Origin of the sequence: Belnapia arida (assembly GCF_016773205.1) — a bacterium.
Taxonomy (GTDB): Bacteria; Pseudomonadota; Alphaproteobacteria; order Acetobacterales; family Acetobacteraceae; genus Belnapia; species Belnapia arida.
Genome location: NZ_JAETWB010000002.1, coordinates 351241 through 366983, shown reverse-complemented (window position 1 = coordinate 366983; position 15743 = coordinate 351241). Strand labels below are relative to the sequence as shown.

General features: G+C 69.6%; 17 protein-coding genes. 5 read left to right on the top strand and 12 right to left on the bottom strand.

Annotated features, from left to right (window positions below):
* Positions 1-8: 8 nt before the first annotated feature.
* From JMJ56_RS08775 to JMJ56_RS08745, 7 genes are all read right to left on the bottom strand, one after another.
* Entirely contained in the window at positions 9-881 is an 873-nt protein-coding gene (locus JMJ56_RS08775; RefSeq protein WP_202831244.1) for a hypothetical protein, read from the bottom strand.
* Positions 882-1118: 237 nt separating this feature from the next.
* Positions 1119-1322: a hypothetical protein gene (locus JMJ56_RS08770; RefSeq protein WP_202831243.1), complete on the bottom strand. Its 204-nt coding sequence runs from the start codon at positions 1320-1322 to the stop codon at positions 1119-1121.
* A gap of 4 nt (positions 1323-1326) precedes the next feature.
* Entirely contained in the window at positions 1327-2139 is an 813-nt protein-coding gene (locus JMJ56_RS08765) for a sterol desaturase family protein (protein WP_202831242.1), read from the bottom strand.
* Between the two features lie 64 nt (positions 2140-2203).
* Positions 2204-2914: a GntR family transcriptional regulator gene (locus JMJ56_RS08760; protein ID WP_202831241.1), complete on the bottom strand. Its 711-nt coding sequence runs from the start codon at positions 2912-2914 to the stop codon at positions 2204-2206.
* Positions 2915-3166: 252 nt separating this feature from the next.
* A complete protein-coding gene (locus JMJ56_RS08755) occupies positions 3167-3457 on the bottom strand; it encodes a DUF6166 domain-containing protein (protein WP_202831240.1) in 291 nt (96 codons plus the stop codon).
* A gap of 56 nt (positions 3458-3513) precedes the next feature.
* Positions 3514-5664 (bottom strand): acetate--CoA ligase family protein, encoded by a 2151-nt coding sequence (locus tag JMJ56_RS08750; RefSeq protein ID WP_202831239.1) that lies wholly within the window; start codon positions 5662-5664, stop codon positions 3514-3516.
* A gap of 77 nt (positions 5665-5741) precedes the next feature.
* Complete coding sequence (locus JMJ56_RS08745; protein WP_202831238.1) at positions 5742-6344, bottom strand: carboxymuconolactone decarboxylase family protein; 603 nt, start codon at positions 6342-6344, stop codon at positions 5742-5744.
* Between the two features lie 133 nt (positions 6345-6477).
* Here JMJ56_RS08745 and JMJ56_RS08740 point away from each other — a divergent pair, with 133 nt between their 5' ends.
* The 5 genes from JMJ56_RS08740 to JMJ56_RS08720 all read left to right on the top strand — a co-directional run bounded on the left by JMJ56_RS08740 (position 6478) and on the right by JMJ56_RS08720 (position 11468).
* A complete protein-coding gene (locus tag JMJ56_RS08740; protein ID WP_202831237.1) occupies positions 6478-7392 on the top strand; it encodes an ABC transporter permease subunit in 915 nt (304 codons plus the stop codon).
* The gene (livM, locus tag JMJ56_RS08735; RefSeq protein WP_202831236.1) at positions 7389-8672 is read left to right on the top strand and encodes a high-affinity branched-chain amino acid ABC transporter permease LivM; all 1284 of its coding nucleotides are present in this window, start codon (positions 7389-7391) and stop codon (positions 8670-8672) included. Before JMJ56_RS08740 ends, livM begins: the two co-directional genes overlap by 4 nt.
* The gene (locus JMJ56_RS08730; RefSeq protein WP_202831235.1) at positions 8669-9541 is read left to right on the top strand and encodes an ABC transporter ATP-binding protein; all 873 of its coding nucleotides are present in this window, start codon (positions 8669-8671) and stop codon (positions 9539-9541) included. Before livM ends, JMJ56_RS08730 begins: the two co-directional genes overlap by 4 nt.
* Complete coding sequence (locus JMJ56_RS08725) at positions 9538-10263, top strand: ABC transporter ATP-binding protein (RefSeq protein WP_202831234.1); 726 nt, start codon at positions 9538-9540, stop codon at positions 10261-10263. Before JMJ56_RS08730 ends, JMJ56_RS08725 begins: the two co-directional genes overlap by 4 nt.
* An 83-nt stretch (positions 10264-10346) precedes the next feature.
* Positions 10347-11468, top strand: coding sequence for a branched-chain amino acid ABC transporter substrate-binding protein (locus tag JMJ56_RS08720; RefSeq protein ID WP_202831233.1), 1122 nt, complete (start codon positions 10347-10349; stop codon positions 11466-11468).
* A gap of 241 nt (positions 11469-11709) precedes the next feature.
* Here JMJ56_RS08720 and JMJ56_RS08715 read toward each other — a convergent pair whose 3' ends face one another.
* From JMJ56_RS08715 to JMJ56_RS08695, 5 genes are all read right to left on the bottom strand, one after another.
* Positions 11710-12228, bottom strand: a complete 519-nt coding sequence (locus JMJ56_RS08715) for a hypothetical protein (RefSeq protein WP_202831232.1) — start codon at positions 12226-12228, stop codon at positions 11710-11712.
* 68 nt (positions 12229-12296) lie between these two features.
* The gene (locus tag JMJ56_RS08710; RefSeq protein ID WP_202831231.1) at positions 12297-13220 is read right to left on the bottom strand and encodes a LysR family transcriptional regulator; all 924 of its coding nucleotides are present in this window, start codon (positions 13218-13220) and stop codon (positions 12297-12299) included.
* 7 nt (positions 13221-13227) lie between these two features.
* Positions 13228-13728, bottom strand: coding sequence for a flavin reductase (locus JMJ56_RS08705; protein ID WP_202831230.1), 501 nt, complete (start codon positions 13726-13728; stop codon positions 13228-13230).
* Positions 13729-13789: 61 nt separating this feature from the next.
* Complete coding sequence (locus tag JMJ56_RS08700; RefSeq protein ID WP_202831229.1) at positions 13790-14161, bottom strand: hypothetical protein; 372 nt, start codon at positions 14159-14161, stop codon at positions 13790-13792.
* 89 nt (positions 14162-14250) lie between these two features.
* The gene (locus tag JMJ56_RS08695) at positions 14251-15702 is read right to left on the bottom strand and encodes an MFS transporter (RefSeq protein WP_202831228.1); all 1452 of its coding nucleotides are present in this window, start codon (positions 15700-15702) and stop codon (positions 14251-14253) included.
* Positions 15703-15743 lie beyond the last annotated feature (41 nt).

Sequence of the window (15743 nt, the reverse complement as noted above, 5' to 3'; positions counted from 1 at the left end):
CGCCCCGGTCAGCGGCGGGTGGCGCAGCCCGTCCTGACGAAGGCTTCCTCCGCAGCGGTCAGCCGCTCGCCCTGCTGGAAACGAAACAGGGCGCGGCTGCAATTCGGGTCGATGCGCGGCCTTGGCGCCGCAGCCTGGCGCAGCGGTGGCGGGGGCGGTGGCGCGGGGGGCGGCGTGGCCAGCGCGGGTTCCTCCACCACCGGCTCCGAAGCCGGCGGCTCGGCAGCCGGCTTCGGTGGCGGCTCCACGGGGCGCAGTACCGGCAGCACCACCCGCTCGATCGGCGGCAGGTTCTGCGCCGCCGGTGGCTCGGGCTCGGGCGCGGGCGCGGGCGGCGCCGGTAGCGGCGGCAAGGCGGCCAGGACCGGCTGAGACTCGGGCGCAGGCGCCGCAGCCAACGGCTGCGGGCTGGGCGGCGTCGGCGCCGGGGCGGCTGGCAGCAAGGCGATGCCGGCTGCCAAGCAGCAGGCCAGGACCACGCCACCCCCGATCCACCGCCTCCGGCGCCGGCGCGGTGCCAGGCCGGGTTCATCCTCCTCGGCCACATCCGGCGCGGAAGGTGTCGGCGCTGCGGCGCGCGGCCGGCCAGGCACCTCCCAGGCCGGATCCCTGGCGAGCGCCGCCTGCACCGCGCCGATCCAGCCCTCCGGGCCACCTAGGCCGAGCGGCGGCAGCGCATCGAATCCCTCGGCCACCACTTTCGGCAAGGTGCGCAGCATCGAGGGGTCCACCCGGCCATGCCAGACCGGCAGCGTGCCTGGGCATCGCTCGGGGAAGTTTGCCGCTTCCAGTGCCCGGCGCAGCCTGGCCTCGGCATTCGGTGTCGCATTGGGGATGAGGTCGATCAGCGCCAGCCCCACGGCGGGATGGGCGAGCGCCATGCACCCCATTCCCACCCCGGCCGGTCCGCCAAGGCCGAGGCGACAGCGCCCTACTGCCCGCCATCCAGGCGGCAGCGCGGCCAGCAGTCGCTGTTCCGGCCCGGCCCGGGATGCCAAAGGATCCGCTTGCGCCACCTGGTCCACGATTGTTCCTTTCCGCCCAATCAGGAAACGACGAGAGGTAGGATCGGTTGCGCGGACGGCGAGGGAACTGTTCCGCCTGTTGCAGATTGGCCGCTACAAATCCGCGCGCCAGACCCAGAGGCCGGCCAACAGCCCAGCCAGGATGGCGGGCAGCAAGGCGGCAAGCGGCCCGGCGCCCAGGTCGCGCGCCAACGCCGCCCAAAGCACCGCGACGCCGATCCCGACCGCGATGCCGCCTACCAGCGACGCGCGGGATGTCTTGATCTGTCCGCCATCCAACGACGTGAGCGCGGCCATCGTCCTACTCCGCCGCCATCAGCCGCGGCTTGCCGGCCTGCGGGTCGTCGGTGCCATGCCGCACCCGCTTCAGGTCCGGACGCCGATGCGCGGCGTCGTAGCCGTTCAGCAGGTGGCCGAGCAGCCCGCGCCGCAGGTCGCTGGTCCCGAAGAACCAGTCGGCGATCGGGTAGGTCAGGTTGAAATTCCGCTCCATCATGATGGCCGTGTCGTGATGCGCGGCATGATGGCGGCGGATGGTGTTGATAAAGGGAATGTGCCGGACAAGCCGATCGTCCTTCACATGGCAGCAGAAATGGAAGAGTTCGTAGTTGAGGTAAAGCGCCGTGTTGGTGATCAACAGCAGCCAGCCCGCTTCCGGGACGCCGAGTGCCCGCAGCACGAGGCAGGGCACCAGCGACAGGGCGAGGAAGGTGATGAGCGCATAGGGCGGGAAGAACACGATGCGGAAGTCGCGCGCATCGTCGATGGTGTATTCCGTCTCGGTGAAGAACTGGTGGTGCGCCAGCGTGTGCCGCTTGTAGATACCCACGAAGCCTCGCACCGGCCGGTGCATCACGTATTTATGGATCCACCATTCGAAGAGGTTGGCACCGAGAAAGGCCGCGGGCACCACCAGCCATTCGTACCACGCCGGCGCCACGACCTGCCGCGCCGCATACCAGATGGCCGCGCCGCCGATCGCATAGATCAGCGCGACATGCGCCCAACCATGGTAAAGTCGCCCGATCTTCGCCCGGAAATCGGCGCGGAAGGCTTGTTGCCGCCGAGAGAGCCGCTCGCGCCGCAAGGCCGCGCCCGATGCGCTGTCCGCCATGCCGTTCCTCCGTCCATTACTGATATATCAGCATGCGGCGGAGATTGGGGTCAAGGCATACACATCAAGGCTCCGGGCCGACCGTCGCCCGGGTGAAGCTCTCGATATAGTCGACCAGCGCATCGGAAGCCGCCGCCGCCTCCTCCGCCAGGCCATCGGCGATGTTGCGGGCGAGGCGCGCATGCGCCGCCGCAGCCTCCGGCAACCCGGCACTCCGCCGCCAATGGATGAACCAGAAGCGCCGCGACAACCCATGCATCAACGCCATCGCAGCCGCGGCGAACTCGTTATGCGCGGCATCCAGCAGCAGCAGGTTCAGCTCGCGGTCGAGGCGGAGGAAGCCGGTTTCGTCCCGGGTCGCCGCCGCCACCTCCATTGCATCGGCGATGGCGCGCAGCCGTTCACGCTGCGTGGCATCGGCACGGCGGGCCGCGGCGCGGGCGGTGAGCCGCTCGATCTCCCGCCGGACTTCCAGCAGCCGCAGCTGCTCGCGGATATCGACCGGCGCGACGACAATCCCCCGCCGGGGCAGGATGCGCACCAGCCGCTCCCGCGCCAGGCGCTGCAGGGCCTCACGCACCGGCGTTCGCCCGAAGCCGGACTTGGCAGAAAGCTGCGCCTCGCTCACCACCTCGCCCGGTTGGAGCGCAAGGGTGACGATCGCCTCCTCGATGGCGCGGTAGGCCTGTTCAGTCATGGTCGCCGCAGCATCGGCGGCGCTGCTGCGCCGGCGGCGGACCGAGGGGGCACGGCGGGGTGGCGAATGGTCGGGCATGGGTCAGCTTCTACGCGATATGGCCAGGGACAGAACATGCCCGGTTGACAGGAAACGGCTGCCCGGCGACACTGAATGCAAGAGATATATCAAGCCACATATCAGCGGCAGGTCACTGCCCGTCGAATGCGCCATTGATATATCCGCCCTGCGGAAAGCCGGGTTTAGGGAGGGTGGTCCAGCGGGTCGAGCGTGCGGTTGGCAGCGATGCTGCCAGTCGTGCGCTCCCTTGCGCAAGGCATAGCGCCGAACTCATAGGCGCGACAGTGCCGCATCGATATCCTCAGAGGTCAGCAGCCAGGCATTGTCGAGCCCGGCCACCACCTCGCGCATGAAAGGCTCCGTCAGCGCCAGGGCGCGTTGCGGATCGCCCAGGTGGTCTGCCAGCAGGGCAAGCGCCAGCTGGCACGGCCCGTCGCCCTCATAGGTCCATTCGAACCCCATCGGGGAGAAGCGGCGCAGGTCGAAGCGCGGATCAAGCGGCGCGCCATCGACCGTCACCTCCGCGCCGGCCAGGCCGCGGCCGCCCTCATAGACCTTCATCCGGTGCGGCTCCCCCGCTGGCGCGGGCGGATGCTACGCCATGGTGGGTTGGTATGTCATCCGCTGCACCGCACCAATCCGTCGACGGCAAGGCAGCCCCAATCACCGCAGATCAACGGATTGACCTCCGCCTCCTGGATGCGCGGCCCCGCCTCCGCCACCAGCACCGAGAAGGCGGAGACGGCACGGGCGATGGCGGGGATGTCCGCGCGCGGTCCGCCGCGGAACCCGTCCAGCAGCGGGAAGCCCTTCAGGCTCCGCAGCATCTCTTCCGCCCGCTCGGGGCTGACCGGGGCGAGGTCGAGCGCCACGTCGCGCCAGAGCTCCGCCTGCACCCCGCCGGTGCCGACCAGGACGAGGGAGCCGAACTGCCCGTCCCGCCGGGCGCCAAGGATCAGCTCCACCCCCGGGCGGGACATGCGTTGGATCAGCACGCCGTCGAGCCGTGCCTCGGGCGCGTGTTGCCTGGCCGAAGCCTTGATGGCGGCGAAACCCGCCTCCACCGCCGCCCGGTCGGCGAGGTTCAGCTTCACCCCGCCCACCTCGGTCTTGTGGGCGATGTCCGGGCTGTCGAGCTTCAGCACCACGGGGAAGCCGAGCGCGGCGGCGGCCTCCGCCGCCTCGGCGGCCGTCGCGGCACGGCGCTCCTCCACCACCGGCACGCCGACCTTGGCGAAGAGCGCCTTGGCCTCCGCCTCCATCAGCACCGCCTCGCCGGCGGGAAGGCCGGCCAGCGCCGCCTCGAGCCCGGGCGGCCGCGCCGGCGTGCCAGCCGGCATCTGCCCGTAATATTCCAGCCAAAGCCGCACCGCGTTCATCAGCCTGCGCATGGAGCGAAAGAGGATCAGCTCCGGCACGGAATCCGCGACGACGGCGCCCGGCCCCTCCAGCTGCTCGGGAATCCAGGCGATCAACAGCGGCTTGCCGAATTTCCGCGCATAGGGACGAAGCTGCTCCATTCGCACCTGGGTCGAGGCGTGGTGGGAATAGACCACCGGCATCACCGCGCAGCCATATTGCGGGTCGCTGAGCATCGCCTCCATGCAGGCATCGTAGCTGGCCGGGTTGGAGGCGACCTGCGCGGTGAGGTCGCAGGGGTTGCGCGGCGCGCCGAAATCCGGGATCGCCTGGCGCAGCACCGCCTCCGTCTGCGGCATGGGCTGCGGCATGGCGAGGCCGAGCGCCTCCGCATGGTCGGCTGCCATGATGCCGGCGCCGCCCGAGGGGGTGATGATCGCAACGCCCGGCGCCGTCGGCGGCGGTGCCTTGGCGAACATCCCCGCCGTCTCCAGCAATGCGTCGAAATCCTCCACCTCGACCATGCCGGCACGGCGGAAGGCGGCCGACCAGGCCGCCGCGCTGCCGGCGAGGGAGCCGGTATGCGACACGGCAGCCGCCGCGCCCGCCTCGCCGCGCCCGAGCTTCAGCACGACGACCGGCTTGCCCGCCTGCCGCGCTGCCTCGCCGAGCAGCGCCAGCCGCCGCCCATCGCGCAACCCCTCCACCGCCAGCGCCACCGCGCGGCATTCCGGCATGGAGAGCTGGTAGGCGGCGAGGTCGCAGACATCGAGGTCCGTCGCGTTCCCCGCCGTCGTCATGTGGCAGACGGAGAAGCCGCGCTCGGCCGCCTGCATCAGCGCATAGCCGAGCGCCCCCGACTGGCTGGTGATGGCGACGCCGCCGGGCGGCGCCGTCAGCCGCACGTATTCCGGCATGAAGGTGACGCCGGCCTTCAGCACATGGTCGACGATGCCGAGGCAGTTGACACCGACGAGGGGCATGTCCGCCGCGCGGCAGCGCTCGCGCAGCGCCTCCTCCTCCGCGACGCGGTCGGCGAGGCCGGTCTCGCCATAGCCGGAGGCGAAGGCGATGATCCCGCCCGCGCCCTTCTCGATGCAGGCCTCCACCGCCGGCATGATGCCGGTGCGCGGCAGGGCGAGCAGCACGCAATCAGGCGCCTCCGGCAGGTCGGCGATGCTGCCGACGCAGGGGAAGCCGTGTAGTTCCTGCCCGGCATATTTCGGGTTCACTGCCCAGACCGGGCCGGTGAAGCCCCGCATGTTGCCGATGCTGCGCGCGCCGAAGCCGATCGGGTCAGCCGAGACGCCGACCACGGCGACGCTGCGGGGCGAGAGCAGTCGGCGCAGGCTGGCTGGGTCGCGCAGGGGTTCGGGCCCGGCCCGGCCATCCGTGTCGTGGTGCTGCAAACGCCCCTCCCGCTGCTGTCCCGCCTTCGCGGCGGTTCCCTTGGACGGGCGTCAGCCTAGCCCCGGCCCTGCCCCGGTCAACCCTGGGGCAAGGGTTTCAGCGGCTCCGGCACGCCCGGCGGCAGCGGCACCTGCGCGACGTTGAGGATCATCGCCACGGCGACATAATAGCCGCTGACGCCGAGCAGATCGACGACGCCTTGCTCGCCGAACCGCTCCCGCGCCGCAGCATAGGTGGCGTCCGAGACGGCATGGCTCCTGTGCAGTTCCGTGCAGAACTCGTAGACGATGCGCTGGTCGTCATCCATGCCCTCCGGCCGACGCCCCTCGGCGATGGCCTCGGCGATGGCGGGCGGCAGCCCGGCCTTCATCGCCAGCAGGTGGTGCGCATACCACTCGAACTGCGCCGACCAGCTGCGCGCCGTGACCAGGATCGCCAGCTCGTTCAGCGCCGTCGGGATGGAGCTGTTGAAGCGGAGATACTCGCCGACCTTCTGGAAGCGGTCGGCCAGGTCCGGGCTCCGCAGGAGGGCCGGGAAGGGACCGCGCAGCCCGCCGCGTGGCCCACCCGAAATACCGGCCGCGACGCGCCGCTGCGCCTCGGTCAGCCGCTCCTCCGGAATCGGCGGCAGCCGGCCGCTGCGGCCGTCATCGGGTGGGAGTGCCGAATCGGAAGCCATTGACCTGTTTCCTCCGCCCAAAGCTCAGGCAGGGATCATCGCCCCGCCGTCCCGGGAGGGCAACTTCCCCTATGCCCGGGCCGCCGGCATGGCTAGCTTCGGGGCAACAGGGAAACACGGGCTGGAGGACTGCTTGGCCTATGCATTGCAGCAGCTGATCAACGGGATCAGCCTGGGGATGATCTACGGCCTGATCGCGGTGGGCTACACCATGGTCTACGGCATCATCGGCATGATCAATTTCGCCCATGGCGACGTGTTCATGATCGGCGCCTTCCTGTCGCTGATCGCGGTGCTGCTGCTCTCCATGGGCGGGGTCATGGGCGGGCCGGCGGGCATCATCCTGGTGCTGCTCCTCTCCGTCGTCATCACCGGCGTCTATGGCTGGGCGATCGAGCGCATCGCCTACCGGCCCTTGCGCGGCAGCTTCCGCCTGGCGCCGCTGATCTCAGCCATCGGTCTCTCCATCGTGCTGCAGAATTTCGTCCAGGTCAGCCAGGGCGCACGGGTGAAGCCGATGGAGACGCTGGTGCCCGGCGGCATCGAGGTGATGCGCGAGGAAGGCTTCGTTGTCCAGTTCGCCTATACGCAGATGATGATCATCGGCGTGACGCTCGCCGTGCTCGCCGTCTTCACCATCCTGGTAACGCGGACGCCGCTCGGCCGCGCCATGCGCGCCTGCGAGCAGGACCGCAAGATGGCCTCGCTGCTCGGCATCGACACCGACAAGACCATCAGCCTCACCTTCGTCATCGGCGCCGCGCTCGCCTCCGTCGCCGGCACGATGTACCTGCTGCGTTACGGCGTGATCGATTTCTACATCGGCTTCCTCGCCGGAGTGAAGGCCTTCACCGCGGCGGTGCTGGGCGGCATCGGCTCGCTGCCCGGGGCGGTGCTCGGCGGGCTGCTGATCGGGCTGATCGAGACCTTCTGGTCGGCCTATTTCAGCGTGCAGTACAAGGATGTCGCCGCCTTCTCCATCCTCGTGCTGACGCTGATCTTCCTGCCCACCGGGCTGCTCGGCCGGCAGGAGGTGGAGAAGGTATGAGGCTGCAACTGGCCCTGAAGGATGCCTTGGTCGGGGCGGTGGTCGCCGCCCTGCTCTTCGTCCCGCTCGTGGCGCTTCGTACCGATGTCGGCAGCACTGGTGCGCTGACGCTGCGCTACCGGTGGACGGATGCCGCGATCCTCATCGGCCTCGTCTTCATCGGCCGCCTGGCCCTGGTGCTCTGGATGGGGCGCGACGGCCTGCGCCCCAGCACTTCCGCCGGGCCCTGGACGCTGCGGCTGCAACGCCTTGGCAAGCTGGCGGCGCCGGCCTTCCTCGCCGTCGCCTTGGTGCTGCCGGCGATCCCGGGCATCGACCGTTACTGGCTCGACCTCGGCATCCTGGTGCTGACCTATGTGATGCTCGGCTGGGGGCTCAACATCGTTGTCGGCCTCGCCGGGTTGCTCGACCTCGGCTACGTCGCCTTCTACGCCGTCGGGGCCTATTCCTATGCGCTGCTGGCGCAGTATTTCGGCCTCTCCTTCTGGGTCTGCCTGCCGCTGGCCGGCGTCCTCGCTGCCTTCTGGGGCATCTTGCTCGGCTTCCCGGTGCTGCGGCTGCGGGGCGACTACCTCGCCATCGTCACGCTCGCTTTCGGCGAGATCATTCGTGTCGTCCTGCTCAACTGGGTGAGCCTGACCGGCGGGCCGAACGGCATCAGTGGCATCCCGCGCCCCTCCTTCTTCGGCCTGCCCTTCAGCATGGCGGGCGGCGAGGGCACCTTCGCCGGCTTCTTCGGGCTGGAGCCCTCCTCCACCCACCGCGTCATCTTCCTCTACTACCTGATCCTGGCGCTCGCCCTGCTGACCAATTGGGTGACGATCCGGCTGCGTCGCCAGCCGCTCGGCCGCGCCTGGGAAGCGTTGCGCGAGGACGAGATCGCCTGCCGGGCCCTTGGGATCAACGTCACCGTCACCAAGCTCACGGCCTTCGCGCTCGGCGCCATGTTCGGCGGCTTCGCCGGCGCCTTCTTCGCCACGCGCCAGGCCTTCATCAGCCCGGAGAGCTTCACCTTCATCGAGAGCGCCATCATCCTGGCGATCGTCGTCCTCGGCGGGCTCGGCAGCCAGATCGGCGTCGCCATCGCCGCGCTGGCGCTGATCGGCGGGACCGAAATCTTCCGCGACCTGCAGGAGTGGCGGATGCTGGTCTTCGGCGGCGCCATGGTCGTCATCATGGTGCTGCGGCCGCGCGGGCTGGTGGGGACGCGCACCCCCTCCATCGCCCTCGGCAAGCGACGAGCGATCGACGGCAAGCTGGTCGGGGAGGGGCATGGATGAGCCGCCCGATCCTCGAGGTCCAGGGCCTCACCATGCGCTTCGGCGGCCTCACCGCCGTCTCGGGCGTCTCCTTCGCGGCCCGGAGCGGGGAGATCACCGCGCTGATCGGGCCGAACGGCGCCGGCAAGACGACGCTCTTCAACTGCGTCACCGGCTTCTACCGGCCGAGCGAAGGCATCATCCGCCTGCACAAACCGGGCGAGCCGCCGACCGAGCTGCAACGCCTGGCCGGCCACCGCATCGCCCGCGCCGGCGTCGCCCGCACCTTCCAGAACATCCGCCTCTTCCCTGGCATGACGGCGTTGGAGAACTTGCTGATCGCCCAGCACAACAGGTTGATGGCCTCCACCGGCTGGGGCATCGGCGCGGTGCTCGGCCTCTCCGGCTATCCCAGGGCGGAGCGGCAGGCGGTGGAGCTGGCGAAGCGCTGGCTCACCGCCACCGACCTGATGGACCGCGCCGACGACCCGGCCGGCGCCCTGCCCTATGGTCAGCAGCGCCGGTTGGAGATCGCGCGGGCCATGTGCACCGAGCCGGCGCTTCTCTGCCTCGACGAGCCGGCCGCCGGCCTCAACCCGCGCGAATCGGACGAGCTGGCGCGACTGCTGCTCGACATCCGGGCGGAGGGCACTTCCATCCTCCTCATCGAGCACGACATGGGCGTCGTCATGCGCATCAGCGACCGCGTCGTGGTGCTCGACCATGGCGTGCTGATCGCCGACGGCACGCCGGCCGAGGTGCGCCGCAATGCCAAGGTGATCGCCGCCTATCTCGGCGAGGACGAGGAGGAGGTGGCCGCTGCCGATGACCGGAGGGCGATGCCGCAGGCGAGCGCCGCAGGCCTCAATCGGAGCGGCAGCAACCCATGACCACTCCGCTTCTCGAAGTCGATTGCGTCTCCGCCGGCTATGGCGCGGTGCAGGCGCTCTCCGATGTCTCGCTCCAGGTCATGCCGGGCGAGATCGTCACGCTGATCGGCGCCAACGGCGCCGGCAAGTCGACGCTGCTGATGACCATCTGCGGCTCCCCGAGGCCGCGCGCCGGGCGCATCGTCCTCGGCGGCGAGGACATCACCGGCGAGGCGACGCATCTCACCATGCGCCGCGGCGTCGCCCAGTCGCCCGAGGGACGGCGCATCTTCCCGCGCATGTCGGTGCAGGAGAATCTGCTGATGGGCGCCCAGGCGCTCCTCAAGGGTGACCCGGCGCCGCAGCTGGAACAGGTCTTCGCCCTCTTCCCACGCCTGAAGGAGCGCCTCGGCCAGCGCGGCGGCACGCTCTCGGGCGGCGAGCAGCAGATGCTCGCCATCGGCCGGGCGCTGATGTCGAAGCCGCGGCTGCTGCTGCTCGACGAGCCCTCGCTCGGCCTCGCCCCGCTCGTCGTGCGGCAGATATTCGGCGCCATCCGCCAGCTCAACGAAAGCACGGGGCTGACCGTGCTGCTGGTCGAACAGAATGCCAACCAGGCGCTGCGCCTCGCCCATCGCGGCTACGTGCTGGTCAACGGGCGCATCACCATGGAGGGCGGCGGGCATGAACTGCTGGCCCGGCCGGAGATCCGCGACGCCTATCTCGGCGGGGGCCACGGCTAGAGCATTGGAGCGGCCGTGTTCATTCGCCTAACATCGCAACCAAGCTGCCCCGACGGCAGCGGCATCGACAGGGAAAGCAGACAATGCTCAATCGCAGGGGACTGATCGCCGGCACTGCCGGCATTGTGCTCGCCAGCCCGGCCCTGATCCACCCGGCCTTCGCCCAGGGCAGCCCGATTCGCCTGGCCTGCGCCGGGCCGATGACCGGCTCCAACGCCGCTGCCGGCGAGCAGATGAAGACCGGCGCCCAGCAGGTCGTCGCCGACATGAACGCCAAGGGCGGCGTGCTCGGCCGCCAGCTCGCCCTCGAGATCGCCGACGATGCCTGCGACCCGCGCCAGGCCGTCTCGGTCGCCAACCAGCTCGCCGGCCGCAAGGTGGCGATGGTTGCCGGCCACTACTGCTCGGGCAGCTCCATCCCCGCCAGCAAGGTCTATGCCGAGGAGGGCGTGCTGCAGATCAGCCCGGCCAGCACCAACCCGAAATTCACCGATGACGGCGCCTGGAACACCTTCCGCGTCTGCGGCCGGGACGACCAGCAGGGCCAGATCGCCGGCACCTACATCGCCCGCACCTACCCAGGCAAGAAGGTGGCGATCCTCCATGACAACCAGGCCTACGGGAAGGGCCTGGCCGACGAGACCAAGAAGGCGCTCAACGCCGGCGGCATCCAGGAGACCGTCTACACCGCCTACAATCCGGGCGAGCGCGACTACAACGCCCTCGTCTCGCGGCTCAAGAGTTCCGGCATCGAGGTGATCTATGTCGGCGGCTACTACACCGAGGCCGGCCTGATCCTGCGCCAGGCCAAGGAGCAGGGGATGAACGTGACGCTCATCGGCGGCGACGCCCTGGTCACCAAGGATTTCTGGCAGATCACTGGTGCGGCCGGTGAAGGCGCGCTGATGACCTTCAGCAGCGACCCGCGCCGGCGCGCCAGCGCCGCCCAGGTGGTGCAAACCTTCAAGGCGAAGAACATCGATCCCGAGGGTTATGTCCTCTACACCTATGCCGCCGTGCAGATCTGGGCCGCCGCCGTTGCCAAGGTCAACAGCGTCGACGCCAGGAAGGTGGCGGAGGCGATGAAGGCGAGCGGTCCCTGGCAGACCGTCCTCGGCGACATCGCCTTCGACCGGAAGGGCGATGTCACCGTTCCCGATTACGTCTTCTACGTCTGGCGGAATGGAGACTACGTGCAGATGTAGTGCTTGAAATGGGCCCCCTCGCGGGCCCATCTTGACCTCTGTCGTCAACAACCGAAAGGAGGTGATCCAGTGTCTCATTGCCATATGCCGCGTGCCCTGCCTGCGGCCTGGATCATCGTCACCGCCACTGCGGAGATGGCTTCCTGAGCCCTGCCTAGGCCGGCAACGGCTGCAGCAATGGAAAGGCCCGGGTGGGATACCCCCGGGCCTTTCGCATGTCTGCCGGTCACTTCCGTTCCGATCAAGCAGCATCCCGCACCACGAAACGCCAGCCAAACCTCTCGTTCCGGCTGTGGACGAAGCTGCTGACCGCAAAGATGAACAGTATCCAGTACAGCCTCTGAGTTCGATCGTGATGCCCTTTCTTCGGCGGGTCCGGTCCCGGTTGGCGATACGGTCTGGCGATAGGGTTCCTGTGCGCCCTGCTCGGCCTGGCCGGCTCCGCCCTGCTGCTGCGGTCCGAACGACACCGGCTCGTCGAGGAGGATGGTGCGCGCCTTGCCGATTTCGCCGGGTGATGGCGCATCGCCTCGATTACGGCCTCGCCGAGTGGGCGCGTGAGGTCGGCCTGATCGCCCGTTTCGAGGCCTTCGAGCGCCAGCCGCCGGAGCCTGCCACGGCCCGTCGCCTGCTCAAAGACCTGAAGACCCGCTTCCGGGCCTTGTCCTGGATCGGCTTCACCAGCGCCGATGGCCGCGTCATCGCCGCCACCGGCAGCCTGCTGGAAGGTGTCGATGTCGCTGCCCGCCCCTGGTTCCACCTCGGCCTCGCCGGCCTACATCGCAAGACGGTACAAGGTTGCCGCTGGCGGCCGCCGCGGAATAGGCCTCAGCGCCGGGCCAGCACCGCCACGACCTGGGCGCGCAGCCACTCCTCCGCCGGGTCATGGTCGAGGGCGGTGCGCCAGGCCATGCGCAACACCGAATCCGGCGAGTCGATGGGCAGAGGGTCGGCCGCCAGGCCGCCGCCGGCCTCGGGCGCCATCAGCGCCTCCACCAGCGCATCGGAAACGGTGCAAAGCAGCTCTGTCCCCAGCAGCACCTGGCGCAGCAGGCCGAATTCCGGCACGCCGAGCACCACCCGCCGGCCCCGCCCCAGCCGCTCCAGCGCCGCATCAGCGAAGCCGCTGAGGTCACCGCGCGGCGTCACCAGCACATGCGGCCGCGCGCAATAGGCCTCCAGGTCGACCGGCTTCGTCCTCGCGCAACGCAGCACCTGGAAGCCGCCGCGCCGCAGCACCCGCTGCTTCGCCAGCGCCGGCAGGTCATCCCCCATGAAGCCGAGCGCAAGGCCGATCTCCCCGCTTTCCAGCATCCCCGGGATGGTGCGGTAGTTGGCGGCCCGGATCACCAGCCGGCACTGCGGCGCCTGCTGCCAGATGCGGGCCAGCAGCGGCTTCGCCGCCATCCCCACATCGTCGGTCCAGCCGACGCGGAAGACCCGCTCATCCGTCGCCGGGTCAAAGGGCACAGCCCCGGCCAACGTCGCCGCGATCGCTTGGAGCGAGGGGGTGAGGGCAGCGAGCAACGCCTCGGCCCGTGCCGTCGGCTCCAGCTGCTTGCCGTTGCGCACGAGCAATTCGTCACGAAAGACCGTGCGCAGCCGCGCCAGCGCCGCCGAGGTGGCCGGCTGCGACAGGAACAGCGCCTCCCCCGCCCGGGTCACGCTGCGCTCCCGCATCAGCGCGGCGAAGACCGGCAGCAGGTTGAGGTCGAGCCGGCGGAGCTCCGTTTCCTCGGGCCTCGGCGGCATCGCCCTTTTAGCCCGCGTCCTTGCCCACCGGGTGGTAGTCCCGGCCGAAATAAATCAACCCATGCTCGTGATGGCTGCCGCCGCGGATGCCGGCAACCTCGGCGAAGACCACGCAATGCGTGCCCTTCTCGACGATCTCGGCGACCTGGCAGTCGAAGGAGACGACGGCCCCCTGCAGCACCGGCGCCCCGGTGGCGAGGCTCGCCCAGGTGCCGGCGTCGAACCGCTCCTCCATCGTGCATTTGGTGACGCCGGCGAAGACCATCGCCACCTCCTTCTGCCCGGCGGCGACGACGTTGACGCAGACATTGCCGTTGGCCTTCAGCACCGGCGCGGCCGTGGCATTGCGGTTCATGCAGACAAGCAAGGTCGGCGGCTCATCGGTCACGCTGCAGACGGCACTGGCGGTGAAGCCGCCGCGCCCAGCCGGGCCGCCCGTGGTGATGACGTTCACCGCGGCGCCCAGCCGGGCCATGGCGTCGCGGAATTCCTGCTTGGTCACGGACATCAGGGAGCCTGCCTTGCTGAAGGCCCCGATTAAAGCACGCGCCGTGCCGCAAGAAACCGGGCTACGGACAGGCCGGACGGCGCGGGTCGAGCTGCATCACCCAGCAGGCGGCATCGGTCGAATGCGCGGCGAGGCGGGAGACGGAGGTGGAGAGGGGCGGCAACCCCGCCTCGGCCGGCGAGAAGGAGGCGACCATCGACAACCCATCGATCCCGTCCATGGCCGTACCGGCCTGCAACGAGGCCAGCCGGGGCGCCAGGACGAGGCTGAGGCCCAGCACCAGCAGCAGCACCGGCTTCCGCCGCCGCGCCCCGGCCTTAGGCATCAGGGAAGGCACAGGGGACACAACGGGCGCGGGTGCGCGGCGGTCGTAGTCCTGCCAGACGCTCTCCCACTCGTCATCAGCCATCCGGGGCTGGATGCTCGCAGCCATACTGCCTGCTCCCTGAGACGCAATCTTAGGTTGTGGAATTGATATTAACCACTTTCAACAACGTTGTGCCACTCCCAAGGATGCTCGCCTTACAGTTTCTTTACCGAGGCGGACAGAGGTGTCGAGACATCCTCCAGCGAGCGCCCCTCCGCGGCGAAGCCGAGCCGCCATTCGGTCGCCGCCGCCACCAGCATCAGCGCCGCCGCGATCAGGTAGCCCCAGAGGATGTCGCCCCGCTCCCCACTCGAGATCAGCCAGCCGAACAGCGTCGGACCGACCACGCCGCCGACCGCGGTGCCGATGGCGTAGAACAGCGCGATGGCCATGGCCCGCATCTCCAGCGGGAAGCTCTCGCCCACCGTCAGGTAGGCGGCCGAGGCGGCGGCTGAAGCGAAGAAGAAGATCAGCGTCCAGGCCGCCGTCTGCTCCCAGGCGGAGAGCCACCCTTGCGCGAAGGCGATGCCGGTCGCCGCCATGAGCAATCCGGCGAGGCCATAGGTCGCGGTGATCATCTGGCGACGGCCGATGGTGTCGAAGAAGCGGCCGAGCATCAGCGGGCCGGCCAGGTTGCCGAGGGCGAAGGGCAGCATGAACCAGCCGACGTGATGGGCCGGGATCGCGTAGAACTTGGTCAGCACCAACGCATAGGTGAAGAACACCGCGTTGTAGCAAAAGGCCTGGCAGGACATCAGCGTCAGGCCGAGGATCGCCCGGTCGCGGTGTGTCTGGAACATGGTGTGCCAGATCTCGGCGAGGCTGGCGGCGCCGCGGCGGTTGAGCACCGTCGGCCCATAGGTGGTCGGCGGCAGCGGGCCCTTCTCGGCCGCCACGTCCCGCTCGATGGCCGAGACGATCCGCTCCCCTTCCTCCGGCTTGCCGTGCAGCATCAGCCAGCGGGGGCTTTCCGGCAGGTGACGGCGGAGCAGCAGCACCACCAGCGAGAGCGCGCCGCCGACGATGAAGGCGGCGCGCCAGCCGATCTCGGGGTCGATGATGGCGGGGTCGAGCACCACCAGGGACGTGATGGCGCCGATCGCGGCGCCGCCCCAGAAGGTGCCGTTGACGAAAAGGTCGACGCGGCCGCGCAACCGGGCGGGGATGAGTTCCTGAATGGCGGAGTTGACCGCGGCGTACTCGCCGCCGATCCCGGCCCCGGTCAGCATCCGGCAGAGCGCGAAGGTCCAGAAATCCCAGGCGAAGCCGGTGGCGATGCTGGCCAGCATGTATACGATGAGGGTGATGAAGAACAGGCGGCGCCGCCCGATCCTGTCCGCCAGCCAGCCGAAGCCGAGCGCCCCGACCACCGCCCCCACCAGATAGGCCGAGGCAGTCAGTCCGATCTGCGTCTCGGTGAGCGCCAGGCTCGGGCTCTGGTGGATGGCGCCGGCCAGGCTGCCGACCAGCGTCACCTCCAGCCCGTCGAGGATCCAGGTGATGCCAAGGGCGATGACGACGCGCCAATGGAAGCCGCTCCAAGGCAGGCGATCCAGCCGTGCTGGGACGTCGGTGCTGAACTGGCCGGAATCGGGGGTGTCGCGCATGCCGCCTGGGTCTCCTCGGGCGGGGCAACGCATGGCGCGGT